Below are 26,529 nucleotides of genomic sequence, written 5' to 3'. Positions count from 1 at the left end.
CATTACAGGGAGCATGAGACGCAGCCCTGAACCTCCGTGCCCTGAAGCGCCATCTGACGCAGTCGAATGTAATAAAGCGTTTTGATCCCTTTTTTCCACGCGTAAATCTGCGCTTTGTTGATGTCGCGGGTCGTGACGTCATCGCGGAAAAACAGCGTCAGTGACAAGCCCTGATCGACGTGCTGAGTCGCTTCTGCGTAGGTATCAATAATCGCTTCCGGCCCAATCTGATACGCATCCTGATAGAGGTGGAGATTCTCATTGGTCATAAACGGCGCGGGATAGTAGACGCGACCAGTTTTACCCTCTTTGCGGATCTCAATAGGGGAGACAATCGGATGGATGCTGGAGGTGGCATGATTGATGTAGGAGATCGAACCGGTCGGCGGGATCGCCTGCAGGTTCTGATTAAACAGCCCGTGCTGCATCACTGCATCACGCAGCGCCTGCCAGTCCGCCTGGGTCGGCAGTGTCAGTCCGGCATCGGCAAACAGCGTCGTCACCCGTTCAGTGCGCGGCAGCCATTCCCGCTGCAGATATTTATCGAAGTAAACGCCGCTGGCGTATTGCGAATCCGCAAAGCCGTCGAACGTCTTCTGATGCTCCTGCGCCAGTTGATTAGAGGTGCGTAGCGCATAGTAGGTAATGCAATAGAAGTAGAGATTGGTGAAATCCAGCGCTTCCGGTGAGCCGTAGGCGATGCCTTCCCGCGCCAGATAGCCGTGCAGGTTCATCTGACCCAGCCCGATGGCGTGCGAACGGCGATTGCCTTCGGCGACCGACGGCACCGAGCCAATCTCGCTCATCATCGACACCGAGGTCAGGGCGCGAACCGCCACATCCACGGTGCGCGCCAGATCGCGCGAATCCATGGCATGCGCAATATTCAGGGAGCCAAGATTACAGGAGATATCTTTGCCGATGCGGCGATAGCTCAGGTCATCATGGAACTCGCTGGCGCTGTTCACTTGCAGAATCTCAGAGCAGAGATTACTCATATTGATGCGACCGGCAATCGGGTTGCTGCGGTTCACGCTGTCCTCATACATGATATAGGGATAGCCCGACTCAAACTGAATCTCGGCCAGCGTCTGGAAGAAGTCGCGTGGCTGAATATACGTTTTACGGATGCGATCATCCGCCAGCATCTCGTCATACTTCTCGCTGATACTGATATCGCCAAAGGCCTGACCGTAAATCCGCTCAACATCATAGGGCGAGAACAGCGCCATGGGTCTGTTCTCTTTTGCCAGCTGAAAAGTGATATCAGGAATAACCACGCCCAGCGACAGCGTTTTGATGCGGATCTTCTCGTCGGCATTTTCGCGTTTGGTATCCAGAAAGCGGAAAATATCGGGATGATGCGCATTAAGCCAGACTGCGCCGGCGCCCTGACGCGCACCAAGCTGATTCGCATAGGAGAAGGCATCTTCCAGCATTTTCATTACGGGGATAACGCCCGACGATTGATTTTCAATACGTTTAATCGGCGCACCAGACTCACGCAGGTTCGACAGTAAAAAGGCGACGCCGCCGCCGCGCTTTGACAGCTGCAATGCCGAGTTCACTGCGCGACCAATCGACTCCATATTGTCTTCGATGCGCAGCAGGAAGCAGGAGACCAGCTCACCGCGCTGCTGTTTGCCGCAGTTCAGAAAGGTCGGCGTAGCGGGCTGGAAACGGCCGCTGAGGATCTCCTCCAGCAGCGCTCGCGCCAGCGTTTCATCGCCCTGAGCCAGTGTCAGTGCCACCATGCAGGCACGCTGTTCGAAGGTTTCCAGATAGCGTTTGCCGTCAAAGGTCTTAAGGGTATAGCTGGTGTAGTACTTCCAGGCGCCCAGAAAAGTTTTGAACTCAAATCCCCACGTCTCCGCCACCTCATGCAGCTCAAGCAGAAAATCAAAATCGTACTGATTCAGCACATCCGCTTCGTAATAGCTCTCCGCCACCAGATAGCGTAAACGCTCGGCGTTGCTGGAGAAGGGGACGGTATTAGGTTGCACATGCTGCAGATAAAACTGACGTGTCGCTTCGCGATCCTTGTCGAACTGGATACGGCCGTCAGCATCGTAGAGGTTCAGCATGGCATTGAGGGCGTGATAATCGAGCGTCACGCCGTTGAGGGTATCTGTTGTTGCCAAAATTGGGTTACTCCCGCTTTAACTTTCGCAATATCGTCAGGGGTTCCCATTAGCTCGAAGCGATAAAGACAAGGAACCTGACATTTTTTTGCAATGATGCTGCCCGCCAGGCAGTAACCGGCACCGAAGTTACGGTTGCCTGCTGCGATCACGCCACGAATACCACGGCGGTTCGCCTCATCATTAAGAAACTGAATCACCTGACCGGGCACTGCACCGCGACTGCTGCCACCGCCATAGCTGGGTACCACCAGAATATAGGGCTGGTCGATATGCAACTGATCACGGGCATCAAGCGGGATGCGCCAGGCGGGCAGGCCGAGGCGCGTGACAAACCGGTGGGTGTTTTCCGACTGGCTGGAAAAATAGACCAGCGGGAACATGCGCTTAGCCCCCGACGGCAGAAAGCGATCGCAGAGTGGCGATCTTGTCCGGGCGGAAGCCGCTCCAGTGATCGTTATCTGCCATCACCACCGGCACCTGGCGGTAACCCAGTGATTTCAGGTTGTCGATCGCTTCCGGCTCGCTGTCGAGATTGATTAACTGATAGGCGAGACCCTGACGGTCCATCGCATTTTTGGTCGCCGTGCACTGGACACAGTTATCTTTAGTGTAAATAATAATGCGCATGATTCGTATTTCCCTCTGTGTGCGGTTCTGATGCCCGAAAACAAAGCAGACGCGACAGGTTGCGGGCTTCATTGTGACGAACAGCAGGTGTCGTGCTGATGAGCTAAATACTAGATGTAGTGGTTTTGGTGGTCAAGCCCACCAGATATAGGGTTTTATGATTTGTATTTGCGCAACAGAGGAAAAGCCAGCAGGGATGCGCCCTGCAGCCTGGAAAAATCTTTTGTAAATGTCGCTGGCCGGAAAAAAGGCAAAAAAAAGCCCCGCACAGGGCAGGGCTCAGGGGATTTCTCAGCGCTTAGCTTAGCGGCGTGAAGCCAGCAGCACACCGACAACGATACCGAATGCGGCACCGATACCTACACCGTGCCATGGTTTGTCATGGACATAGGTATCAACCTGAGCGGAAGCATCACGCGCAACCTGTGAAACACGGTTGCTGCCGCCGTTCAGTTTAGAGCGGGTCTGTTTCAGCAGCTTCTCTGCCTGACTGCGGGCTGAGTCCACTTCGTCTTTGGCGTCACTGCCGTAAGATTTCAACAGCGCTTCCAGTGAATCGGCCAGTTCGTTAACGTCCTGATTGATATCAATGTCATCGTTTTTTACAGTGCGATTAAACATTTTTTAGCTCCCTTTGATTTAAAAACGTAATACTAGTGTAGACGACCTTGAGATTAACGAGACGCGGGAGTGTTCTTTAGGGAAAATTCCGAATGCCCACTCTGTCATGCTGTTGTAAGGTTGCGAAGCTTTTGAAAGAGGAGAGGATCGAGCATGTATTTACGACCGGATGAGGTAGCGCGCGTACTGGAAAAAGCGGGTTTCGAAGTCGATGAAATTACCCCACGGGCCTATGGCTATCGCCGTGGAGAGAACTACGTTTATGTGAATCGCGAAGCGCGCATGGGGCGCATGGCTTTAGTGATTCACCCGACACTGAAAGAGAAGAGCCAGCCGTTCGCTGAACCCGCTTCAGAAATGAAGACCTGCGATCACTACACCCAATTCCCTCTCTACCTGGCGGGTGATTCACAGGAACATTACGGCATCCCGCACGGATTCAGTTCCCGCATGGCGCTGGAACGCTATATTCAAAGCGTTTTCGGCTGACGCATCAGGCCCCGCCGCGACGGGGCTCTGAACGGCCTTTCCATCCTCCCTGTTTCCTGCCGTTGCAATTACCCGCTGTGACGCGTATAAAATTGTCCACTATAGATGTTTAGACGTCCATACGGATAAAAAAGATGAGCGAACAGCCAACTCCCTCGCAGGAACAATTTAAACGCACCATGAAAGTGCGCCATCTGGTGATGTTATCGCTGGGCGGCGTGATCGGTACTGGCCTGTTTTTTAACACCGGCTATATCATTTCTACTACCGGAGCAGCGGGTACGCTGCTTGCCTATCTGATTGGCGCGCTGGTGGTCTGGCTGGTGATGGTCTGTCTGGGTGAACTCTCTGTGGCGATGCCGGAAACCGGCGCGTTCCACGTTTACGCTGCGCGTTATCTCAGTCCGGCAACCGGTTATACCGTGGCATGGCTCTACTGGCTGACCTGGACGGTGGCCCTGGGCTCCAGCCTGACGGCAGCGGGCTTCTGTATGCAGTACTGGTTCCCGCAGATTCCGGTATGGATATGGTGCCTGGTCTTCTGCTGCGCTATCTATCTGCTGAACGTCATCTCAACCCGCTTCTTCGCCGAAGGGGAGTTCTGGTTCTCGCTGATTAAGGTGGTCACGATCGTTGCCTTTATCGTGCTGGGCGGCGCAGCGATGTTTGGCTTTATCCCGATGAAAGATGGCACGCCCGCGCCCGGTCTGAGCAATCTTACCGCGCACGGCTGGCTGCCCAATGGCGTACTGCCGATTCTGATGACGATGGTGGCGGTGAACTTCGCCTTCTCTGGCACCGAGCTGATCGGGATTGCGGCCGGTGAAACCCAGCAGCCGGAGAAAGTGCTGCCGCTGGCGATCCGCACCACCGTGGCCAGGCTGATCATCTTCTTCATCGGCACAGTCTTTGTGCTGGCGGCGCTGATTCCGATGGATCAGGCTGGCATCGTAAAAAGTCCGTTTGTGCTGGTGTTCGAAAAGATCGGCATCCCGTATGCGGCTGACATCATTAACTTTGTGATCCTGACTGCAATCCTGTCAGCAGCCAACTCCGGCCTTTACGCATCGGGCCGTATGCTCTGGTCGCTGGCCAACGAAAATACGCTGCCGCGTGCCTTTTCCCGGGTGAACAAGCGCGGCGTACCCATGCTGGCAATTACTGTCAGCATGGTGGGCGGTTTGCTGGCGCTGGTTTCCAGCGTGGTTGCGCCAGACACGGTGTTTGTGGCGCTGTCGGCTATCTCTGGCTTTGCGGTGGTCGCGGTCTGGCTCAGCATCTGCGCCTCGCATTTTGTTTTCCGTCGCCGTCACCTTCAGCAGGGCAAATCGCTGGCCGATCTGGCTTACCGCGCGCCGCTCTATCCGCTGACGCCGATTCTGGGCTTTCTGCTCTGTCTGCTGGCCTGTGTTGGTCTGGCATTCGATCCAACTCAGCGTATCGCGCTATGGTGTGGCATCCCGTTTGTCCTGTTCTGCTACGCCGCATACCATCTGACCCACAAATCATCCCCGAAGCCTGAGGAGGCCAAAGATGTCGCATAACCCTGTCGCGCAGGCTTTAACAGAGTCACCATTGCTGATTCTGGATGGCGCGCTGGCCACCGAACTGGAAGCCCGCGGCTGCCATCTGGCCGATGCGCTCTGGTCAGCAAAGGTGCTGATGGAAAATCCTGAGCTCATCTATCAGGTGCACTACGACTATTTTGTCGCCGGTGCGCGTTGTGCCATTACCGCCAGCTATCAGGCGACGCCGCAGGGCTTTGCCACACGTGGTCTTGATGAAGCGCAGTCACTGGCGTTGATCGCCCAGAGCGTCGAGCTGGCGCGCCGCGCACGTCAGGATTATCTGGCGGTCCGGCCCGATGCGAAAACGCTGCTGGTGGCGGGATCGGTGGGGCCATATGGTGCTTTCCTGGCGGATGGTTCGGAATATCGCGGTGACTATGCACTGCCGGAAGCGGAAATGATGGCGTTTCACCGTCCGCGCGTGCAGGCGCTGCTGGCGGCGGGTGCCGATCTGCTGGCCTGTGAAACCCTGCCTTCGTTTGCGGAAGCGCAGGCACTGGTGAAGCTGCTGGCTGAATTCCCGGAAGGCCGCGCGTGGTTCACGTTTACGCTGCGTGATGCCGGGCATATCAGCGACGGCACGCCGCTGTCAGAGGTGGTGAGCTGGCTGAATCAGCAGCCGCAGGTGATAGCGCTGGGGATCAACTGCGTAGCGCTGGAGAGCGTAACGCCTGCGCTGCAGCAGTTGCAGAGGCTGACCGACAAACCGCTGGTGGTCTATCCCAACTCCGGCGAGCAGTATGCTGCCAGCAGCAAAACCTGGCATTCCGCGCCGTCGGGCTGCACGCTGCACGACAAGCTGGATGAGTGGCAGCAGGCGGGCGCGAAGCTGATTGGCGGCTGCTGTCGCACCTCACCCAACGACATCGCGGCTATCGCCCGCGCTTGTCAACCGCAATAAGCTGGCTGAATCGGGCGATGATAGCCCGATTGAGACAAAGAAGGCGGTCTACACTTTGAGCACTGATCACTCTGTGGACCCCTTCATGAAACAGCGAATTCTGGCTCTGGCCGCCGCGCTGCTGCTTAGCGGCTGTGCCACCATTGTCGGCACTGAAACCCAAATGGTGCGCATCGACTCTCTGCCGCAGGGCGCGCGCTTTACCGTGCAGGATGAGCGTGGCTACGCAGTTGCGCAGGGTTTCACGCCGCAGACCGTTGAGCTGGCAAAATCCACCGGCCGCTACTTCGGCAAAAAGCACTATCTGCTGATGCTGGAAAGCCCGGGCTACGTGCCGGTTACAGTGCCTATCGAGGCTCGCGCTAACCTCTGGTATCTGCTGGGCAATATCCCATTAGGTGGATTCCCCGGCTGGTTGCTGGTCGATCCTTTCTATGGCGGCATGTACGACCTCAAGCCGGAACATCCACGTCCCTTCATGAATCCGGTTGGCGCGCGCGGCTGATCACTGCGCGGTCGGCTTCACCATCCCGCCTGGCGTTTTATGGCGTTCCAGATACTGATGCTGGAAAATGCACATGCGGATGGTGTTGCGGTACTCCCCATTGATGAAAAATTCATGTTTAAGCACGCCTTCGATCTCGAAGCCGAGCTTGGTATAGATATGGATCGCTTTCTCGTTTTCCTGATCGACAATCAGGTAGAGCTTATAGAGATTGAGAACCGAAAAGCCGTAATCCATCGCCAGCTTTGCCGCCTGGGTTGCCAGCCCTTTGCCCTGATGCGCCGGATCGATAATGATCTGAAACTCGGCGCGGCGGTGCACATGGTTAATCTCCACCAGTTCCACTAATCCCGCTTTCTGCCCGCTATGCTCCACCACAAAGCGGCGTTCCGTCTGATCATGAATGTGCTTGTTGTAGAGATCGGACAGCTCCACAAACGCTTCATAGGGCTCCTCAAACCAGTAGCGCATCACGCTGGCGTTGTTATCCAGCTGATGGACAAAGTGCAGGTCTTCCCGCTCCAGTGGACGCAGTTTTACCGTCATCGCTTTTTCCTCTCATGAAATAGTTGCCGCGAGTATACCGCATCAGCCTGGTGCTGCGTTTTGTGCAGTCGTATAGGGGCGCTGCTTTATCGTACAACCGACAATAGCGTAGCGTGGCAATCAAGATGGCTGTGAGAGAACCACACACCGTCCGGCAGGAGAGAAGAGGGGTTAATGCCGATTAAGAGGCGAGTTACGAAATGCGCGACGAGTGAAACAGCGCCGGACGGCAGATTAACGCCGTCCGGCCGGGTTTCAGGCAGAGATCTGTTCGATGATGCGGCCCTGTGCCATACGCACTGCGCGATCGCACATATGATCGATAACATCGGGATCGTGGCTGACCAGCACCATTGTCAGACCATCCTGCTGTTTCAGATCGTTGAGCAGGTTGAGGATCTCCGCCTGCACTGACATATCCAGTGCCGATGTCGGCTCATCCAGCAGCAGGATCTTTGGCTGCAGCAGCAGGGCGCGCACGATGGCGACGCGCTGACGCTGACCGCCGGAGAGCTGATGTGGATAGCGATCTGCCAGTGCAGGATCGAGTCCGACGTGACGGAAACCCTGATCGATACGATCGTTGATATTCTCGCGTTTCAGCAGCTTCAGCGGCTCCGACAGGGTGCGACGCAGCCGGTGACGCGGATGCAGCGAGGCATAAGGGTCCTGGAACACCATCTGCACTTCCTGACGCAGCGCACCGGTAAAGGCTTTGCCCGGCTGAACAGTATGACCGGCAAGCTGCATCTGGCCCTGCCAGTGTGGGTTCAGACCTGCCAGCACCCACAGCAGTGACGATTTGCCGCAGCCCGAAGGACCCACCAGACCAAAACACTCGCCCGCGTTAACCTCAAGATTAACCTCATGCACCACGGTGCGAAGGTCATAACCCTGTTTGTGGGCGACGCTGAGATTGTGTAACTCAATCATAATTCGCCTCCAGCGCAGCGCGATCCAGCACCGGTAAAGTCTGTCCGTGGGTCGCTTTACCCGGACGGCAGGCCCACAGTGTGCGGGTGTAAGGATGGGTCGCGTGAGGCAGTTCAGCGGCGGGCAGCGTATCCAGCAACCGGCCTTTGTACATCACCATCACCCGCTCGCAATGTTCCGAAACCTGCTGCAAATCGTGGCTGATCAGCAGCAGACCCATGTTACGCGCTTCCACCAGACCGCGAATCAGCGCCAGCACCTGATCGCGCATGGCATGATCCAGTGCAGAGGTGGGTTCATCAGCGATCAGGAAGTCAGGATCGGTGATCAGTGCGATTGCCAGCATCACACGCTGGCCCATGCCGCCCGAGAGCTGATGCGGATACTGCTGCATCAGCCGACGCGGATCGGGCAGGCCGACCGCATCCAGCATCTCACACACTTTCTCTTTACGCTCGGCACGGCTCAGGCGGCGATGCAGCATCAGCGGTTCTTCCACCTGCCAGCCAATGGTGCGCGTCGGATTAAGGGCATATTTCGGGTCCTGCATCACCATCGCCACGCGGTTACCGCGCAGCTGGTTCCAGTGACGCTCACTCAGCGTCAGCGCATTCTCACCGGCCACCTGAAGCTGGCTGGCCTGCAGATGCAGCGCGGGCGAGAGCAGTCCCATCAGGCTGCGGGCGGTCAGCGACTTCCCGGAGCCGGACTCACCGACCAGCGCCACACGTTCGCGGCCCACGGAAAAGCTGATGTTATCGACCAGCAGTGCTTCATCACTGCGAATGGTCAGCCCTTCGGCAAGGAGCAGATTATTTTGCATGACGGGTATCCAGTCGGTCGCGCAGGCCATCGCCTGTCAGGTTAAAGGCCAGGCTGGCAAACAGAATCGCCGCACCCGGTGCAGCCGCAACCCACCACTGATCGAAGATCACTTTACTGCCTTCGGCGACCATTGAGCCCCATTCAGCCGTCGGCGGCTGAACGCCCATACCGAGGAAACCGAGTCCGGCAGCAGCCAGGATAATCCCGCCCAGGCTTAGCGCAGCGCGGACCACCGCCGTCGGCATGCAGAGCGGCAGGATATGACCGAACATCAGGCGAAAGCCCGTAATGCCCTGCATCCGCGCGGCGGCGAGGTAATCGCTGCGGCGCAGTGCCAGCGTTTCAGCGCGTGCCTGACGGGCAAACGGCGGCCAGCTGGTCAGCGCCAGTGCCAGCGCGCCGTTCATCAGGCCAGGGCCGAGAATCGCCACCAGCGCCAGCGCGATTACCAGGTTGGGCAGCGACAGGAAAATATCGGTGATGCGCATCAGCAGGCGTTCGGTCCAGCCGCCAACGTAACCGGCGGTGATGCCGATCAGCAGTCCGGCCGGAATAGTCAGCACCAGAATCAGCGATACCAGCAGCAGCGTAGGGCGTGTGCCGTAAATCACGCGCGACAGCAGATCGCGGCCAAAGCCATCGGTGCCAAACCAGTGCTGTGCTGACGGCGCCAGCAGGCGGCTCGACATGGTCTGCACATTCGGGTCGAAAGGTGCAATCAGCGGTGCCAGCAGCGCCATCAGGATAAGAATCGCGACCAGCGTCAGGCCAACGGTTAACGAGGTCACGCGTTGACGGCGACGGCGTGGTCGTAGCGTTTCGGGTTCAGAGAGTTGTTGCGTCATCGGGTTCTCGGATCGGTTAACCAGGTTAAAACATCTGCCAGGGTGTTAATCAGGATAAAGCAGCTGCCAATCAACAGGGTTGAGCCCAGAATCGCCGGCACATCGCCGGAGAACAGCGCATTGGTCATATAGCGACCCACACCCGGCCAGGCGAAGACGGTTTCGGTTAGCACCGAGCCTTCCAGCAGCGTAGCGTAGGAGAGGGCGATCACCGTAACCAGCGTGCCCAGCACGTTAGGGAATATATGGCGCAGCAGGATGCGCACCCGACCGGCACCTTTGGCACGCGCCAGCACCACATACTCTTTACTGCTCTCTTCCAGCAGCGCCGCACGCAGCAGGCGGGTAATGCCCGCCATCGCCAGCAGACCGAGAATCACCACCGGCAGCCAGAGGTGCGCAATCGCGTTGCGGAACATCTCCGGTTCACCTGAGAGCCAGCTGTCGATCAGCACAAAGCCGGTTTTCGGCTCAAGGGTATAGACCCAGATATCATCCAGTCGTCCCGGTCCGGCGGACCAGTGCAGCACCGCATAAAAGAGCAGCAGACCCAGCAGGCCGAGCCAGAACACCGGCACCGAGTAGCCCAGCAGCGAGATAAAGCGGGCGAGGTTATCGATCCAGCTGCCCGGTTTCCAGGCCGCCAGCAGCGCCAGCGCGACGCCGAATACCACCGCGAAGATCATCGCGCAGGTCGCCAGCTCAATGGTGGCCGGGAACGTGGACATCAGATCGCCACTCACCGACTGATTGGTCAGACGGGAGACACCCAGATCGCCGTGCGCCAGATGTTCGACATAGCGCCAGAACTGCATCAGCACCGGCTCGTCGAGACCCAGGTCATGACGCACCTGCGCGTAAGTCGCTTCACTGGCGTGATCGCCGGCAATCTGCTGCACCGGATCAATCGGCGACAGATGCGACAGCATAAAGGTGAAGGCAAGCAGGCCAAGCAACGTGACCAGCAGCGACAATACGCTACCGATCAGCCGTCCGCCACGCTGCCAAAAAAGCCGGGCGAACCCGGCTGAAGGGACAGACTGTGCCATTACTTAGTAACCTGCGAATAATACACCATGTCAGGGTTGATACCCTGCACGTAGCCTTTCAGGTTGTCGCGCAGGGCGATCAGGTTCTTCGCCTGCATCCCAATCACGTAAGGTGAATTTTTCATTACTTCACGCTGCATTGCTTCATACAGCGCCACGCGTTTTTTCGGATCGCTTTCTGCTGTCGCCGCAATCACCTGCTTGTTCAGCTCAGGAATATGCCAGTCTGAACGGTAAGCGATGGTTTTGCTGCCATCTTCCGGGTTGTAAGCAAACGAGGCGGCATTGGTATTGGGATCGAAGTAGTCAGAACCCCAGGCGTTCAGCGTCGCTTCATATTTATGCGCTTTCACATTGGTCGACACTTCTGAGCTCAGGCCCGGCACCACTTCCACTTTCACGCCTGCTTTGGCGAAGCTGCCCTGCAGCGCCTGTGCGATATCCAGATAAGGCGGCTGGTTGCTGGTAGAGAGCTTGAAGGTCACGTTGCTCAGGCCCGCTTTCTTCAGGATCGCTTTGGCTTTTTCCGGATCGTAGCTGTATGGCGTGTCGTTGATTGCGCCCAGGAAGCCCTTCGGCAGGAAGCTCTGATGCACGTCAAACTGGCCTTTCAGCAGTTCGTTGGCAATACCTTTGTAATCCCACAGGTAGCGTGCTGCTTCCCAGAAGGCCGGATTCTTCATCGTCTCGTTTGCGCCGATGTTGAACTGGATGTAGTAGAGCGACGCCATGGGAATCGCTTCCGTCTTCACGCCTTTCTTGCCGTTCAGCGCAGCGATCTGATCGGCACCCAGGTTACGGGCGATATCGGCATCGCCCTGTTCCAGCAGCAGACGACGCGCAGCCGGTTCCGGTACGTTTTTGATCAGGATATTTTTCATCTTTGGCGCGCCCGCCGGTGAGGTCGGGTTAGCGCTGAGCAGTACCACCTGATGCATCACCACTTTACGGATCTGATACGGACCGCTGCCCGCAGAGTGAGTTGCCAGCCAGGCGTTACCAAAATCGCCGTTCTTCGCGTTCGCCATCGCGGTTTTTTCATCAATGATGGAAGAAACCGGGGCAGAGAGCAGGCTCAGCACGTAGGTCGGGCTGACGTTAGCCGTCCAGCTAATCTGCACGTGATTGTCGTCGACCTTCTTCAGGAAGCCGTCGACGTTATCTTTAGTCCAGCCAAGCTGTGTCAGGATGAAAGAGGGATCGAGGTTCAGCTTTACCACGCGGCCCAGCGAGAAGATCACATCTTCCGGACGCAGTGGGTTGCCGGTAGAGAATTTCGCATCTTTGCGCAGTTCAAAGGTCAGGCTGCGGTTGTCGCTGCCGGGCTGCCATGAGGTCGCCAGAGTAGGCTTCAGGTCCACCGGGTTCTGCGGATCGGACTGGACCAGACGCTGATAGATGTTTGTAAAAGCCTGAACGCTGGTCAGTTCAAACCCTTTGGCCGGATCGAAGCTGTCGGCGTCGTCAGTAGATTGTGCAATTACCAGCGTATCTTTTGGTGTTGCGGCCTGTGCTGTGAAGGCGCCAGCCAGCGTCAGCGCCAGCAGTGATGGAATTATAGTTTTCATGAAATTTCCTTGCCTCTAAAAAGTTACGCGAGTTTACGAAAGGGCCGGTGTGAAGAATAGTCGAATATGGGCTAATCATATGCCAAAAGGTTATAAGGGTTACCTGCTGGTTATAAGAAGATCGCCACTCTGTTAACGAAGCGGTAAGCTGAGCAGAAACAAAACCTCAACGAAACCATTATTCAGGTTATTATTGCTTTACCGCAGCCAGACGCTCTTTATAATGGCTGCAGATAATTTCAGGAGAATTCAGTTGGACAGTGATACCCGATTAACTTTAATTCTGGCAAGCTGAATTTTCTTTGCTGCTTGCCAACCGGCGAGCAGCGATCCCCGCTTTAATTAACGATCGCGCTCCTTTTTTAAATCCTGTCATTCACAGGAGTGCGCCTTATGCTGCTGTTTATATTCGCTCTTTTTCCTCCGCCCCGATTGGCGTAGCGCATGCTACGCCCGATTGACGATCTCAGACTTTCAACATGCTGCGTTTAACCGACGTCGGCTAATCCTGTGCGCGTCATTATTTTGCGTGCAGGCGGAATAACGTGATTATTCCTGAAGGTCACCGCATTAAATAACCCGGCTTCGCCAGGTTTTATCCATGCACCTTATTTTGCGTGCAGGACAACTATTGCTTTAAATCAGGGAGATGTCGAAATGAGCGACATGAAACTGGAGCAGGTTGCGATCACTTCATCCGGCAACCGTAACGATAAAAAAAGTAAAAAAATGTTTGCTGTGGCACAGCAGGCAGGCCAGCACATTGAGACGACGCTGGCAAACCTGCGCAGCCACCACCAGGGCCTGACTCAGGCTGAAGCGGCGAAACGCCTGAGCCTGTACGGCCGCAATGAAGTCGCGCATGAGAAAGCGCCACCGGCGCTGATTCAGCTGCTGATGGCGTTTAATAACCCGTTTATCTACGTATTGCTGGTCCTGGCGCTGGTGAGTTTTGTAACGGACTACTGGCTGCCGCTGCGCGCCGGTCAGGAGACCGATCTTTCCGGGGTGATCATCATCTGCACCATGGTGATGCTGAGCGGGCTGCTGCGCTTCTGGCAGGAGTTTCGCACCAACCGTGCGGCGCAGGCGCTGCAGTCACTGGTTCGTAGCCAGGTTACCGTGCTGCGGCGTGAGGCGGACAGCGAAACCGCACAGCGCCAGGATGTGGATATGAGTGAACTGGTGCCGGGCGATATTATTCTGCTCAGCACTGGCGACCAGGTGCCAGCCGATGTGCGCCTCCTGAGTTCACGTAACCTGTTTATCAGTGAAGCGGTGCTGACCGGCGAGTCGCTGCCGGTTGAGAAACACAGCAGTGATGCGGGTATTGACGGCACAGGCCAGACTGCTAAAGAGCTGCTGGCGTCAGCGAATATCTGCCTGATGGGTACCAGCGTAGCCAGCGGTACAGCCAGCGCCGTCGTCGTCGCGACCGGTGGCGAAACCTGGTTTGGCTCGCTGGCCTCATCGCTGACCGGAAGCCGTCCGCAAACTGCATTTGATCGCGGGGTGAATAGCGTCAGCAAACTGCTGATCCGCTTTATGCTGGTGATGGTGCCGGTGGTGCTGCTGATAAATGGCTTCACCAAAGGTGACTGGATGGATGCCACGCTATTTGCACTGGCGGTTGCGGTCGGGCTGACCCCGGAAATGCTGCCGATGATTGTCAGCGCCAACCTGGCCAAAGGCGCAATTGCGATGTCTCGTCGCAAAGTCATCGTTAAAAAGCTCAATGCCATTCAGAACCTTGGGGCAATGGACGTGCTCTGCACGGATAAAACCGGCACGCTGACTCAGGACACCATTCTGCTGGCGCATCATCTGGATGCACAGGGCAATGAAGATGCTCAGGTCCTGCTGCTGGCATGGCTGAACGGCAGCAGCCAGAGTGGCGCGAAAAACCTGATGGACCGCGCCGTACTCAGCGCGGGCGATAAAATCATTTCGCAGTCTCTGCGCAGCCAGTTTCAACTGGTGGATGAGTTGCCGTTTGATTTTGATCGCCGCCGGGTTTCAGTGCTGGTGGAAGATCTGGCTCAGCATCGTTCACAGCTGATCTGCAAAGGCGCAGTCAAAGAGATGCTGGCGGTAAGTATCGCCGTGCGCAAGGGCGATGCGGTCGTTGCACTGGATGCGGCGCAGCGAGCGGCGCTGCTGACACAGACCGAACACTATCATCAGCAGGGTTATCGTGTGCTGCTCGTGGCAACCCGTGATGAGGAGCTGCGCGCGCCGCTCAACGACAGTGACGAGCGCGATCTGGTTATTCAGGGCATGCTGACCTTCCGCGATCCGCCAAAAGCCAGCGCGGGTAAAGCGATTAAAGCCCTGCGCGACAGTGGTGTGGCGGTGAAAGTGCTGACCGGCGACAACCCATTGGTGACGCTGCGTGTCTGTGCCGATGTCGGACTGACCGATCCGGCGATGCTGACCGGCGATCAGATTGAGGCGATGAACGATGACGAACTGGCGCAGGAAGTGGAACGTTGCACGCTGTTTGCCCAGCTTACGCCGCTGCAGAAATCACGTCTGGTGCGGCTGATGCAGCAGAATGGTCACACCGTCGGTTTCCTGGGAGATGGCATTAATGACGCGCCTGCACTCCGGGCGGCGGATACCGGGATTTCCGTGGACAGCGCGGCAGATGTGGCGAAAGCCTCCTCGGACATCATCCTGCTGGAGAAAGATTTACAGGTGCTGAATGAAGGTGTCCTCAAAGGACGCGAGACCTTTGGCAACATCATCAAGTACCTGAACATGACCGCCAGTTCCAACTTCGGCAATGTTTTCTCGCTGCTGGTGGCCAGTGCCTTTATTCCGTTTCTGCCGATGCTCTCCATTCATCTGCTGATTCAGAACCTGATGTATGACATTTCCCAGCTGGCACTGCCGTGGGACAAGGTTGACCGTGAGTTTCTGAATAAGCCGCGTAAATGGGATGCCGGCAACATTAAACGCTTCATGCTGTGGATGGGGCCGACGTCGTCAATTTTTGACGTCACGACCTTTGCGCTGATGTGGTTCGTTTTTGGCGCGAATCATGCGGGCGTGCAGTCGCTGTTCCAGTCCGGCTGGTTTATCGAGGGATTGCTGTCACAGACGCTGGTAGTGCATATGCTGCGTACCCGGAAGATTCCGTTTATCCAGAGTCGCGCCACCTTACCGGTGATGCTGACCACGCTGACGATTATGGCGCTGGGCATCCTGATTCCGTTCTCACCGCTGGGCGCGATGGTCGGTCTGGTGCCACTGCCATGGCAATACTTCCCGTGGCTGGTGCTGACGCTGTTCAGCTACTGCCTGGTGGCGCAGGGAATGAAACATGTCTACATCCGCAGGTTTGGTCAGTGGTTCTAGGGAGGAGAAGATGAAAAAAGGCAGGCTCGATAAAGTTTTTGTCGGCGTGATGATTATCGGCTTAACTCTGATTGCGCTGACGGTCGTGGTGCGATGATAGCGTTGTAAAACTGCGAACATTAAAAGGCAGCGAGGCGACTCACTGCCTTTTTTATTAATGGGCGATTACTCTTCGTCGCGCTCACGGCTGGCGCGCTGGCGTTCGTAATATTCATCCTCTGCAGTGATGATCTCATCCATCAGCGAATCCATATCAACCACGCGCTCCTCTTCCACAAACTCTCCGGTAAGCGGCGTTTCTGGTGTGAGCTTGCCATCCTCATACAGCAACCAGATCTCTTTGGCATAGCGCGTCTTAAGCAGCTGCGGAGCGAACTGACCATAGTATGAAGTGATGTTGTTTACGTCACGTTCGAACATCGACTCGGCATGGTTATTGGCCGCCGCATCAACCGCCTGGGGCAGGTCAATAATCACCGGTCCCTGATCGTCCAGCAGCACGTTGAACTCGGATAAGTCACCATGCACGATACCTGCACAGAGCATGCGGACGATGTTACGGATCATGGTGTTGAAATCGGTGATTGCCTGCTCTTCGGAGAGCATGACATCGCTGAGGCGAGGCGCAACCGCACCGTTGGCGTCAGTTACCAGCTCCATCAGTAACACACCGTCGATGCAGAGATAAGGCTGCGGCACACGAACACCGGCGTTAGCCAGGCGGAACAATGCGTCTACTTCGGCAGTCTGCCAGGACTCTTCCTGCTGCTTACGGCCAAATTTCGTGCCTTTCTGCATGGCGCGGGCGTTACGGCTGTTGCGGGTTTTACGTCCTTCCTGATACTGCACCGCCTGCTTGAAGCTACGCTGAGTCGCTTCTTTATAGACTTTGGCGCACTGCACCTTGCCGCCGCAAAGCACGGTATAGACGTCTGCTTCTTTGCCGCTTTTCAGCCGCTGCAGGACATCGTCAATCAGGCCGTCATCGACCAGTGGCTGGATTCTGTTTGGGATTTTCATGCGGCTTTATACCTTATTTCACCCACTTTTCGTATCAATTTGCGATGATGGAAATATTGGCAATGACTGAACAAAGAATCTGATTCTACCCTGGAATGTGGCTTTATGGGGATGATCCTTGATGACCAGCGCGTTTGACCTTTGTTTTTTCATAAACAATGGATTAGCTGGAAGAGCAGGGCAGTTTGATCTGCACGAGTATCGTTTTCTGGCCACTGCGCACAGCTGGCAGGGATGATGTATCCGGGGAAAAACCTGTAGAGCAGACCGAAGCGGTCTGTCAGGCCAGCATCCTTTTCACAGGATACTGGCCCACCTGCGGGATTATTTCAGGCTTTTAAGCACATTAACCGTGCTGTCGATGTCGATCTCATCTTCAGAGAAGGTCAGCGTGGTTCCCTGGAATGTGGTGACCGCCAGCTTTTTCAGCGAACGCATTTCATTCGCTTTCGTGTCGGATTTCGGCCGGATATTATTCAGCAACAGGCCGACTGACAGCACCGCGTTCTCTTTGTCGACACCGGCATCGACCGGGACTTCTTCGCTGTAGACCAGGTAAGATTTGATCGAGGTGATCTTCAGCCGCTCGCCTGCGATATAGATGTATTTACTTGTCGGCGCGACTTTCACCGCATAGGCAGATAAGCCTTTGTTGTTGGTGGTGGGTTCAAAGGTCACCGCCGCATCTTTTTTGATCAGGTCAGGGTTGGCGACCTTAATCACATGAAAATAGCGGTTATCGCCGTTTTCATCTTTGATAAAGCCAAAACCTTTATCTTCAAACCACGTTGTGATCGTTCCGTTCATCGCCATTTTTGCCTGCTTAATCTACTCAGTTTTTTACAGCGCGCAGTGTAAAACACAATGCCTGCACAGACTATACAAGTCTGGATGATAATTTTCAGCTGCGCCAGGGAGCGACGGTATGGCGCTCACTCGTCTGGCGATGAGTAACAGTTACTCGTTGCCCCAGCGGTTCAGGAACTCCGCGATATCATCAATACGCTGCTCATCAATGCCGGCTTCACGCGCCATATCCTGCTGCGACGCTTCACTGATCTCTTCGTTGTTCATCAAACGGGTGATCAGCAGCTGGAAGTAATGGGCCAGCGGGGTACGTTCTGCTTCGCTTACCGGCTTAGCAGACTCCGTCGCATACTCATCTGCGACATCATAATATTTGAGAGAAATTTCGTTATTCATAGGGTGTCCGCAGCGTTGAAGTTACGTTAAGGCCTCACCGTCGTTCGTGGCATGGCTCAAAAGGAGATTATTTCGTGTTTGGGCGGGAGCTGTAAAGGGGGAAGGGCTTCAGCGCACATCTTCAGGCGTTGAGCATTTTATACTGAGCAAAAAACGATTCCCCTCCTGATAACTGATCGCCGGGCTTTAACGCCATCAACACGTCGCAGCACGACGGTTTCCTGCCAGGCACGGGAGGAGATGCCCGATGAGCACTCTCCTGAAAATCCTCGCGCTGTTCAGCGCGAGTTCAGAGTGGAACTGATGAAGATCAGCTTGCCGGTCTGCATCACGCGATTACGCTCTCAATCGGCTCGATAATACATTCCGGATGCGCCTGCAGCCGCGCGAAAGCCTCGGCATAGGAGGGCATCGAGTCGGCTGCGCCGGCACGTTCGACACAGAGTGAGGCAAATGCCGCAGCAAATCGCGCCGCCTGGGGCAGATCCTCGCCGGACGCGAGCCGGGCGGCAAGCGCGCCATTAAACGCGTCGCCAGCACCTGTGGTATCGCGCGGCTGTGCCGGAAAAAGCGGAATACGCTGCTGCTGCGCAGGTGTAGAGAGCAGGGCGCCAGCAATGCCCAGCGTGATAATGACCTGACGCGCACCCTTACGATGCAGTACCTCAGCGGCGCGACGTGCGCTGGCAAAATCAGTAACGGTTACCCCGCTAAGCTGGCTCGCTTCCGTGCTGTTAGGCGTCAGCAAATCAACCTTTGCCAGCAGCGCATCGCTGATTTTTTGCCACGGCGCCGGGTTGAGAATCACAAAGGTGCCGCTGGCACGCGCGTTATCAACCATGCGTTGAATGGCACTCAGGTTGTTTTCCAGCTGTACCAGCAGAATATCGGCAGCGGCTACCGTAGGCTGGCAGCGCGTGACCTCTGCAGCGGTCACGGTGGTATTGGCGCCCGGATAGACAGAAATCATATTTTCAGCGTCGTCGCCTGCGACGTAAATCAGCGCGTTACCGGTGGGTTTCTCTTTACAGGTAAACAGCGTAATGGCGTCAAAGCCGGTTTTCTCCAGATGACGTCGCGCGAAAAGGCCAAAATCGTCATTGCCCACTTTACCGATGTAGTGCACCCGAGCACCAGCGCGCAGCGCCGCCGTAGCCTGATTGGCGCCTTTACCGCCCGCGCCCATCATGCTGTTGTGCGCTGTCAGCGACTCCCCTGGTAGCGGAAAGCGACGCATCACGGCAACAACATCGAGGTTAAAGGAACCGAAAACACATACTTTTCCTTTCATCCTGCGCTCCTGAACAGGCGTTCGGCGGCGAGACAGGCACCGCGACAGCCCGTGTAGTCGGTTGAGTGGCTGAAAATGATCTTCAGGTTTTCGCGCGTGACCGGTGGCCGAAGATGCTGCTGAATCTGGTTGCGCAGCAACGCCAGCGGAAAATCAGCCATCGCCAGCACACCGCCGCCGAGGATCAGATATTCCGGGTCGAGTATATTCATCTCAGTTGCAATCAGCTGCGCCAGCCGTCGCACAAATGCCTGAAGTTCAGGCTGGTCGCCGTGATGGGTAAACAGCGCAGAAATAGGCGTGTCGGCGGCGTTCAGCTCGGCCCAGTGACTCAGCCAGTGGCCTGAGGTCAGGGTCTCCGCACAGCCGCGATTACCGCACGGGCAGGGAAGATCATTGCCTGCCACCGGCACATGCCCCAGTTCGCCAGCACCGCCATGCTCGCCATGATAAAACTGGCCATTGAGCCACAGACTGTTGCCCATTCCGGTGCCGGGATAGAGGCCGACGGCGTTATCCGGCAGTTGCTCCAGCTGCAGCAGATCCCACAGCATCAGATGGTTCACATCTTTGTCCATCGCCACGGGCACACCGAGCTCCGCTGCCAGACGTGCCGCCACAGGCTGGTGGTCCAGCGCCTGGATAAAAGGCAGCGAAATCACCTGCATTCTGTCGCGGCTGAGGATACCCGGCAGGCCCAGCATAATGCCGCTGACCGGCTGCTGTTCCAGCGTATCATCAATAAGCTGAGCCAGTGCCTGCAGCGCGTCCGGCTGCCGGGCCCAGCTGGCGGTGGGCACCTTGCGAAAGCTGCTCCAGACGCCTCCCGCTTCCATGAGCTGCAGCCGGGTACCGGTGCCGCCAATGTCGATACCGAGCCAGCGCGGTTTCATGCAGACACCTGCGCCAGCCCCTGGGCTTCATCAATGCTGTCGCGCATCATCTTCCACGCGGTGGCTAAATCGTCATGAATGTTAAATAAGCCCGAGGTACCGACAATCAGGACTTCTGCGCCCGCGCCAATAAGCTGGTGATAAGTGCGGGTGTTACAGGAGCCGTCGATTTCGATCAGATAGTGATATCCGTGCTGCTGCTTCAGTGCTTTCAGCTCACGCACCTTTTCAACCATTTCCGGGATAAAAGGCTGGCCGGCGTAGCCCGGATCCACCGTCATCACGGTGATCTTGTCGAGCAAATGGATATAGTGCTGAATATATGAGATTGGGGTGGCTGGATTGAGCACCACGCCCACTTTTTTACCATAACTGCGGATCAGATTAATGACGCGAAACGCGTCGCGGTTGATCGTCTCCGCGTGCGGACAGATATAGTCAGCCCCCGCTTTTGCAACCGCCTCGATAAAATTAGTCGGCTCTTCCACCATCAGATGCACGTCGATCGCCACGCGGGTGAAAGGACGGATCTGCTCAATGAAGAAAGGGGAGAGCGTTATATTTTTAACGTAATGACCATCCATGATATCCACATGAAGAAAGTCAGCGCGCGAGTCGAGAACCTGTAGCTGGTGCTTGATCTCCATCAGGTTCATACACATCAGTGACGGGGAGATTTGAGTACGCATCATACTTCCTTCTTTTCAGACAGAGGATTAAGCACCGCGGCCAGCCTGCTGAGCTTTACTGCACGGTGTTCGTTGAATCGGGTTTTAAATTGTTTAAAGGCGAGGACCACAATCAATACCGCGCCCCACATTGCCAGGCTGACGTGCTGACTGATGTTCATCAGATTGAAACCGGTTGAAAGTACCTGCAGCGCAATCAGTGCCAGCACCACACCGGTGACGCGACCGAATCCGCCGTTGGGATCGGTGCCGCCAAGAATAATCGCCAGTACCGTCAGTAACAGATAAGCATCGCCGTAACCCATGCGCGCGGAGTTAAAGCGCGCCATCATAATCAGGCCTGCCAGTACGCAGAGCAGGCTGGAGATCACATAGACCAGCATCACCATGCGATGGGTATTGATGCCGCTGAACCAGGTGGCGTTGATATTGCTGCCGCCCATGTAAATGCATTTTCCCGCGCGGGTTTTACCGAGAAACAGTGCCAGTAGCGCGGCGGCGATCAGGAATACCCAGAGCGGCAGCGGCATACCCAGCAGCGTATCAGCACCCAGCGCCTGTACCACCGGCGGCATGCCGCTGACGGCAGCCCCTTTGGTCAGCCAGATACCGATACCGTTCAGCGTCATCATTGTTGCGAGTGTGACCAGAATCGGGTGCGCGCCGATTCGCGTTACCATCAGACCCGTTACCACGCCGATTACGGCGGCGATCAGCATGGCGCCAATGATGGCGATGAACAGCCAGAGCAATTGCAGCGCCATGCCGGCTCCGGCGGGCAGGGCGCTCATCAGCGTCCAGGCGATAAACAGCGCCGTCAGGTTAGCGGTCGCGATAATGGCAAGGTTCAGGCCGCCGCTGAGGATGGCGATAAACATCGCCAGTGTGAGTAAGCCCAGCTCCGGCAGCTGAAATGCCATACTCATAAAGGTTGAGTCGGTCAGGAAGCGACCCGGCAGCATCACCGTAAAGATGGCCAGCGCCAGCGCGATAAGCAGCATCAGGCCGATGTTGGTGCCGTCCGGGCGCAGTGCAGTCAGTGATTTCATCATCAGTGCCCTCTGTCACACGAAACTGACGTCAGTTTCTTTGCGTTTTTTGTAATGGGTCACGGCGATCGCAATCATGATGACGCCGCCAACCACGATATTCATGAAGTAGTTCGATACTCCCACCAGATTGAGGCCGTTCTTCAGAATGGCGATCAGGAAAACCCCCATCAGTGTGCCGCTGACTGTGCCTTTGCCGCCCATCAGGCTGGCGCCGCCCAGCACTGTCGCCGCCAGGACATCAAGCTCACCGCCAACCAGCGCATTCGGCACCACTTCGCCCATGCGATAGACCTGTACCAGCCCGCCAATCGCCGCCATCGCGCCCAGCCAGCCATAGGCGAAAACGTGGATCAGTCCAACGCGAATACCAATACGATGGGCTGACTCCGCATCCCCTCCGACGGCGTAAAGCTGACGGCCCAGATTGGTTTTGTTCAGCAGCAGGGCCGTTACTGCAGCAATCAGCAGCATCGTGACCAGGGGCAGGCCCACCTGAAAGCTCTCTCCCTGCCAGCTGAACGGCAGCACGTTGCGCAGCGTGATCCACCACTCCGGCAGCGAATAGAGGCTGCGGCCACCGGTTACCCACATCAGCAGTCCGAACAGCAGCGATTGCATGCTGATGGTGATGATGATGGAGACCACCCGCAGCGTGGTAATCAGGAGCGCATTGATTACGCCGAACAGCGTGCCGCACATCACCGCCAGCACAATGCTGAGCAGCGCATTATCGAACTGGAACTGCACAAAGAGTGACGCAAGCAGGTACTGCACCACGGAGGCGACAGCCGCAAAGGAGATATCGATACCGCCGGTGACCAGCACCACAAACAGACCCAGTGCAAAGATGCCGGTGACGGCATAGCTCTCTGCCAGATCCAGCAGATTCTGCATGGTGAGAAACTGATCGCTGGCAACCGAGAAAAACAGAATGAATGCCAGCAGTACCCAGGCGAGCCAGCCCTGACTGGAGTGCGGACGAAAACGGGAAAAGTCAGGCATTGATCACCTCCGCCAGCTGCTGCTGCTCGACGCTATCAGGTTGATATTCGGCATGGATCGTGCCATCGCGGAAATGCAGGATGCGGTCGCAGTTGTACCAGACCTCTGGCACTTCATCGGAAATCAGAATGATCGACAGGCCCTCTTTCGCCAGCTCATGGATCAACTGGTAAATACTGGCCTTGGCACCCACATCTACCCCAACGGTAGGCGAGTCGAGGATCAGAATTCGCGGCTGGGTCAGCACCCATTTCGCCAGCACAATTTTCTGCTGATTGCCGCCGGAGAGGGTAGAAATGGCGAGGTTCGGATCGGCCACGCGCACGCCAAGCTGCTGGATCCACTGCAGGATCAGCTTGTTCTTGCGGTATTCATCAATCAGGTGAAACCGGTTCTGGAGTTTGTCGAGGATCGGCAGCACCATGTTGTCTGCCACAGACTGCTGCTGCACCAGGCCCAGCGTCAGGCGATCTTCCGACACATAGCCGATACCCGCTTTGATTGCATCTTCATGGCCGCGAAAGCGTACCGGCTTACTGTCGAGCCAAATTTTACCGCTGTCGGGACGTGTCATGCCGAATAGTGAGAGTGCCAGTTCAGTGCGTCCGGAGCCGAGCAGGCCGCACAGCCCAAGCACCTCGCCTTCATACAATTTAAAATTGACGTTGTGATACTGGCCGGCGCGGGTTAAATCTTCTATCTCCAGAATGGCGCGGTCATCGTTGCGCGTCGGCGCTTTCAGCTGATAGTCGAGTTTCAGACCGGTCATCAGCTCCGTCAGGTGGTGCGGCGTCATCTCCTGCGCGGGCCAGCAGCCCATTTTGCGCCCGTCACGGATTACCGTAACGCGGTCAGAAATCTCCAGCACTTCATCAAGCCGGTGGCTGACAAACACCACGCAGATATTTTTGTCTTTCAGATAGCGTACGGTTCGCAGCAGCTGATTTACTTCGGTTCGGGTCAGGGAGGCGGTGGGTTCATCCATGATCACCAGCCGCGCATCGGCGACCAGGGCACGGCAGATCGCCACCTGCTGACGCTGCGCGATGGAGAGCGCTGCGACCTTTTCATCCAGATTCAGGTCGAACTTTAACTCATTAATAATGCTGCGCGCGCTTTCCTGCAGCCGCGTGCGGTGGTGCCAGCGCAGCAGGCCGTTGAGGTTATGCTCAAAGGCGATGTTCTCTGCCACGCTCAGGTTGGGAAACAGCGACAGATCCTGATAAATCACCTGGATACCGAAGTCGCGCGCCTGCCGGGTAGTGAGGCGCGGCAGTGGCGCGCCGTCGCCCAGGGTGATGCGGCTGCCGCTGTCCGGGGCGTGCACCCCGGAAATCACTTTGATCAGAGTGCTCTTGCCACAGCCGTTGGTGCCAGCGAGACAGTGCACTTCGCCTGCCAGTAAGGTCAGGGAGATATCGCTCAGCGCGCGGTTACCACCAAATGTTTTCGACAGGTTATCGAGCGCAATCAGTGTCTGTGGAGTGACCTCTTGCATATCAAAGCCCCATTTTTACCAGTTTTGGCAGGTTTTCTTTATCCAGACTCTCTGTGTTGTTACCGAGAATGGTGTGGGTCTTTTCATCCACTTTTACCTTGCCCAGCCCCTCAATCGTCATGCCGTCAGTAATCGGCTCTTTCTTCTGCATCATGTCGGCAATACGCACAAAGACTTCGCCTGCGGTCTCAGGATTCCAGATGTAGCCTCCTTTGATGGCGTTACGCTGAACCAGGGAGGCACCCTGTCCCGGACTGAAAGAGCCAAGGACACAAACCTGATCGATTTTTTTACGGTTCATGACCGCACGTCCGGCACCGATTGGCCCCTGCGAACCAAACGCCAGGATGCCTTTCAGATCCGGATATTTAGACATCAGCTCATTTGTGGTACGGATGGAGTCATCCAGTGATTCACCAACGCCAAATTTGTCGGTGACCAGCTGCATTTTGGGGTAGTGCTCTTTCTGATAAGCGAGTGCGGCGTCAGTCCACTGCTGATGCAGCGGCACCGTCAGGCTGCCCACATACATGGCGTATTTGCCTTCATCGTGCATGCACTTCGCCAGTGCTTTCATATGATTGATGCCATGGGTTGTCGCATCGACCAGTTCAAAATCCCAGTTGGCGCCCTGCTGACCGGGAGACTCATGGGTAATGACTTCGATACCGGCATCGCGTGCCCGTTTCAGCACCGGCTCCAGCACTTTTGGATCGTTGGGGACCACGCCGATGATATCGACTTTCTGCGCAATCAAATCTTCAATGGCACGCACCTGAAGTGCCGGGTCAGCGGCAGTAGGGCCGACCATCCACGCATCAATACCGCGCTTCGCTGCTTCACTTTTAATGCCGGTTTCCATGGCATTGAACCAGGGAATACCGCCAATTTTGACCACAATACCCATACGCAATTTATCAGCAGCTTGCGCGCCCGTGGCGGCAAACAGAGCAAGTAAAGAGCAGGCGATAAGATGTTTTTTCATACAGACTCCGGGTTAATTTTTAATTAGCTGCATGGATTGATAACGCTGTGAACAGACGATGACATTAACGCCATTCCACGCCAGTTCCTGTTCAAGCTCTTTATCTTTTAATTGGTCAGTAATAAGAAAATCGACATCGCGGTAATGACATATCCGGGCGAACGAGGGCCGCAGAAATTTACTGCCATCCATTAAAAGATGTTTTTTTTCGGCGGCCAGCAGCATCTGTTGTTTCAGGTGTGCATTATTCTCATTGCCTTCGCGTAAATATCCGTCGTTACCCAGACTGCTACAGGAAAAAAATATTTTATTAATCTGAAATTCCCGTAGTGGTTGCTCAGCCACCACCCCATGGAAAGCCTCATCACGATCGGAATATTCACCGCCCAGACAGATAGTGCGAATACTGCCGCGAGCGGCAAGCGTCTGTACGATGCGCAGCGAATTGGTTAATACCGTTAATTCAATGTCTGGCAACTGTCGCGCCAGATACCAGCAGGTGGTACTGCTATCCAGTAAAATACAGTCGCCGGGGCTGATAAAGTCGAGCGCGCGTTTGGCAATAATCATTTTTTCATCAACGTGCTCATTAATTCGCTGCCGAAAAGTTAATTCACTTTGGTTAGCGATTCTGCTATTTCCTTGTGTGCCAGTGTTCTGTTTTTTTATCAGAACGGCGCCGCCATGGCTGCGTTGTAATAAACCGCGCTTTTCAAGCTGGCTTAAATCACGCCGAATAGTTTCCTGTGAAACCTGACACAGAGTGACCAGTTCTGAGACAATTACCCGGCCATTTATATTAATCTCATTAATAATTCTTTGCTGTCTTTCAATCGGCAACATACTTATCCTCCGATGGATATAAAGTACTGGAAGCAGACACGGGAAAATGTGGACTGGGCAGGAGTCCACGTG

Annotated in this window: 27 protein-coding genes; 6 read left to right on the top strand and 21 right to left on the bottom strand. The window is 55.8% G+C overall.

Annotated elements, in window-relative coordinates; all coding sequences use genetic code 11:
* Positions 1-2 precede the first annotated feature (2 nt).
* From nrdE to H7K52_RS03575, 4 genes are all read right to left on the bottom strand, one after another.
* Positions 3-2,141, bottom strand: a complete 2,139-nt coding sequence (nrdE, locus tag H7K52_RS03590) for a class 1b ribonucleoside-diphosphate reductase subunit alpha (protein WP_182629697.1) — start codon at positions 2,139-2,141, stop codon at positions 3-5.
* Entirely contained in the window at positions 2,111-2,524 is a 414-nt protein-coding gene (gene nrdI, locus H7K52_RS03585) for a class Ib ribonucleoside-diphosphate reductase assembly flavoprotein NrdI (protein WP_003850364.1), read from the bottom strand. The genes nrdE and nrdI overlap by 31 nt, the downstream gene beginning before the upstream one ends.
* Positions 2,525-2,528: 4 nt before the next feature.
* Positions 2,529-2,771 carry a glutaredoxin-like protein NrdH gene (nrdH, locus tag H7K52_RS03580; protein ID WP_140033120.1) on the bottom strand — a complete coding sequence of 81 codons (243 nt, stop codon included), beginning with the start codon at positions 2,769-2,771 and terminating at the stop codon, positions 2,529-2,531.
* Positions 2,772-3,074: 303 nt separating this feature from the next.
* The gene (locus tag H7K52_RS03575) at positions 3,075-3,392 is read right to left on the bottom strand and encodes a DUF883 family protein (RefSeq protein WP_003850361.1); all 318 of its coding nucleotides are present in this window, start codon (positions 3,390-3,392) and stop codon (positions 3,075-3,077) included.
* A 153-nt stretch (positions 3,393-3,545) separates the two neighbouring features.
* On the opposite strand from H7K52_RS03575, the gene H7K52_RS03570 reads away from it, so the two are divergent.
* The 4 genes from H7K52_RS03570 to H7K52_RS03555 all read left to right on the top strand — a co-directional run bounded on the left by H7K52_RS03570 (position 3,546) and on the right by H7K52_RS03555 (position 6,855).
* Positions 3,546-3,881: a DUF2002 family protein gene (locus H7K52_RS03570; RefSeq protein WP_003850360.1), complete on the top strand. Its 336-nt coding sequence runs from the start codon at positions 3,546-3,548 to the stop codon at positions 3,879-3,881.
* A gap of 134 nt (positions 3,882-4,015) precedes the next feature.
* Complete coding sequence (gene mmuP / locus H7K52_RS03565) at positions 4,016-5,425, top strand: S-methylmethionine permease (protein ID WP_008926759.1); 1,410 nt, start codon at positions 4,016-4,018, stop codon at positions 5,423-5,425.
* A complete protein-coding gene (gene mmuM, locus H7K52_RS03560) occupies positions 5,415-6,350 on the top strand; it encodes a homocysteine S-methyltransferase (protein ID WP_182629696.1) in 936 nt (311 codons plus the stop codon). The genes mmuP and mmuM overlap by 11 nt, the downstream gene beginning before the upstream one ends.
* An 85-nt stretch (positions 6,351-6,435) precedes the next feature.
* Complete coding sequence (locus H7K52_RS03555; RefSeq protein WP_003850357.1) at positions 6,436-6,855, top strand: hypothetical protein; 420 nt, start codon at positions 6,436-6,438, stop codon at positions 6,853-6,855.
* Here H7K52_RS03555 and speG read toward each other — a convergent pair whose 3' ends face one another.
* The 6 genes from speG to H7K52_RS03525 all read right to left on the bottom strand — a co-directional run bounded on the left by speG (position 6,856) and on the right by H7K52_RS03525 (position 12,621).
* Positions 6,856-7,401 (bottom strand): spermidine N1-acetyltransferase, encoded by a 546-nt coding sequence (gene speG, locus H7K52_RS03550; RefSeq protein WP_003850356.1) that lies wholly within the window; start codon positions 7,399-7,401, stop codon positions 6,856-6,858.
* A gap of 255 nt (positions 7,402-7,656) precedes the next feature.
* Positions 7,657-8,334 (bottom strand): ABC transporter ATP-binding protein, encoded by a 678-nt coding sequence (locus H7K52_RS03545; protein WP_105098873.1) that lies wholly within the window; start codon positions 8,332-8,334, stop codon positions 7,657-7,659.
* Positions 8,327-9,157, bottom strand: a complete 831-nt coding sequence (locus H7K52_RS03540) for an ABC transporter ATP-binding protein (RefSeq protein ID WP_140915753.1) — start codon at positions 9,155-9,157, stop codon at positions 8,327-8,329. The genes H7K52_RS03545 and H7K52_RS03540 overlap by 8 nt, the downstream gene beginning before the upstream one ends.
* Complete coding sequence (locus H7K52_RS03535; protein WP_003850353.1) at positions 9,147-10,004, bottom strand: ABC transporter permease; 858 nt, start codon at positions 10,002-10,004, stop codon at positions 9,147-9,149. Before H7K52_RS03535 ends, H7K52_RS03540 begins: the two co-directional genes overlap by 11 nt.
* Complete coding sequence (locus tag H7K52_RS03530) at positions 10,001-11,053, bottom strand: ABC transporter permease (protein ID WP_003850352.1); 1,053 nt, start codon at positions 11,051-11,053, stop codon at positions 10,001-10,003. The genes H7K52_RS03535 and H7K52_RS03530 overlap by 4 nt, the downstream gene beginning before the upstream one ends.
* The gene (locus tag H7K52_RS03525) at positions 11,053-12,621 is read right to left on the bottom strand and encodes an ABC transporter substrate-binding protein (RefSeq protein WP_008926756.1); all 1,569 of its coding nucleotides are present in this window, start codon (positions 12,619-12,621) and stop codon (positions 11,053-11,055) included. The genes H7K52_RS03530 and H7K52_RS03525 overlap by 1 nt, the downstream gene beginning before the upstream one ends.
* Positions 12,622-13,278: 657 nt before the next feature.
* On the opposite strand from H7K52_RS03525, the gene mgtA reads away from it, so the two are divergent.
* Positions 13,279-15,981: a magnesium-translocating P-type ATPase gene (mgtA, locus tag H7K52_RS03520; protein WP_003850349.1), complete on the top strand. Its 2,703-nt coding sequence runs from the start codon at positions 13,279-13,281 to the stop codon at positions 15,979-15,981.
* Complete coding sequence (gene mgtU, locus H7K52_RS18920) at positions 15,947-16,078, top strand: magnesium transporter protection protein MgtU (RefSeq protein WP_008926754.1); 132 nt, start codon at positions 15,947-15,949, stop codon at positions 16,076-16,078. The genes mgtA and mgtU overlap by 35 nt, the downstream gene beginning before the upstream one ends.
* A 68-nt stretch (positions 16,079-16,146) precedes the next feature.
* On the opposite strand, the gene H7K52_RS03515 is transcribed toward mgtU, so the two are convergent.
* From H7K52_RS03515 to H7K52_RS03465, 11 genes are all read right to left on the bottom strand, one after another.
* Positions 16,147-17,001 carry a PA4780 family RIO1-like protein kinase gene (locus H7K52_RS03515; protein WP_003850345.1) on the bottom strand — a complete coding sequence of 285 codons (855 nt, stop codon included), beginning with the start codon at positions 16,999-17,001 and terminating at the stop codon, positions 16,147-16,149.
* 324 nt (positions 17,002-17,325) lie between these two features.
* Positions 17,326-17,814 (bottom strand): cold-shock protein, encoded by a 489-nt coding sequence (locus tag H7K52_RS03510; protein WP_003850339.1) that lies wholly within the window; start codon positions 17,812-17,814, stop codon positions 17,326-17,328.
* A 144-nt stretch (positions 17,815-17,958) separates the two neighbouring features.
* Positions 17,959-18,204 carry a YmjA family protein gene (locus H7K52_RS03505; protein WP_003850337.1) on the bottom strand — a complete coding sequence of 82 codons (246 nt, stop codon included), beginning with the start codon at positions 18,202-18,204 and terminating at the stop codon, positions 17,959-17,961.
* Positions 18,205-18,532: 328 nt separating this feature from the next.
* On the bottom strand, positions 18,533-19,495 hold the full coding sequence (locus tag H7K52_RS03500; protein WP_003850334.1) for a ribokinase: 963 nt from the start codon (positions 19,493-19,495) through the stop codon (positions 18,533-18,535).
* A complete protein-coding gene (alsK, locus tag H7K52_RS03495; RefSeq protein WP_182629695.1) occupies positions 19,492-20,388 on the bottom strand; it encodes an allose kinase in 897 nt (298 codons plus the stop codon). The genes H7K52_RS03500 and alsK overlap by 4 nt, the downstream gene beginning before the upstream one ends.
* Positions 20,385-21,077, bottom strand: coding sequence for a D-allulose 6-phosphate 3-epimerase (gene alsE / locus H7K52_RS03490; RefSeq protein ID WP_003850331.1), 693 nt, complete (start codon positions 21,075-21,077; stop codon positions 20,385-20,387). The genes alsK and alsE overlap by 4 nt, the downstream gene beginning before the upstream one ends.
* Positions 21,077-22,126: an ABC transporter permease gene (locus H7K52_RS03485; protein WP_105099276.1), complete on the bottom strand. Its 1,050-nt coding sequence runs from the start codon at positions 22,124-22,126 to the stop codon at positions 21,077-21,079. The genes alsE and H7K52_RS03485 overlap by 1 nt, the downstream gene beginning before the upstream one ends.
* Positions 22,127-22,141: 15 nt before the next feature.
* Positions 22,142-23,131: an ABC transporter permease gene (locus H7K52_RS03480; RefSeq protein WP_182629694.1), complete on the bottom strand. Its 990-nt coding sequence runs from the start codon at positions 23,129-23,131 to the stop codon at positions 22,142-22,144.
* Positions 23,124-24,629 carry a sugar ABC transporter ATP-binding protein gene (locus H7K52_RS03475; protein WP_182629693.1) on the bottom strand — a complete coding sequence of 502 codons (1,506 nt, stop codon included), beginning with the start codon at positions 24,627-24,629 and terminating at the stop codon, positions 23,124-23,126. Before H7K52_RS03475 ends, H7K52_RS03480 begins: the two co-directional genes overlap by 8 nt.
* 1 nt (position 24,630) lies before the next feature.
* Positions 24,631-25,614 (bottom strand): substrate-binding domain-containing protein, encoded by a 984-nt coding sequence (locus H7K52_RS03470; protein ID WP_008926750.1) that lies wholly within the window; start codon positions 25,612-25,614, stop codon positions 24,631-24,633.
* A 12-nt stretch (positions 25,615-25,626) separates the two neighbouring features.
* Positions 25,627-26,457, bottom strand: coding sequence for a DeoR/GlpR family DNA-binding transcription regulator (locus H7K52_RS03465; RefSeq protein WP_008926749.1), 831 nt, complete (start codon positions 26,455-26,457; stop codon positions 25,627-25,629).
* Between the last annotated feature and the right edge of the window lie 72 nt (positions 26,458-26,529).

The sequence above is a fragment of the Pantoea hericii genome, from assembly GCF_014155795.1.
GTDB lineage: Bacteria > Pseudomonadota > Gammaproteobacteria > Enterobacterales > Enterobacteriaceae > Pantoea > Pantoea eucalypti.
The sequence above is the reverse complement of the archived record's forward strand: the minus strand, read 5'-3'. Positions and strand labels throughout refer to the sequence as shown.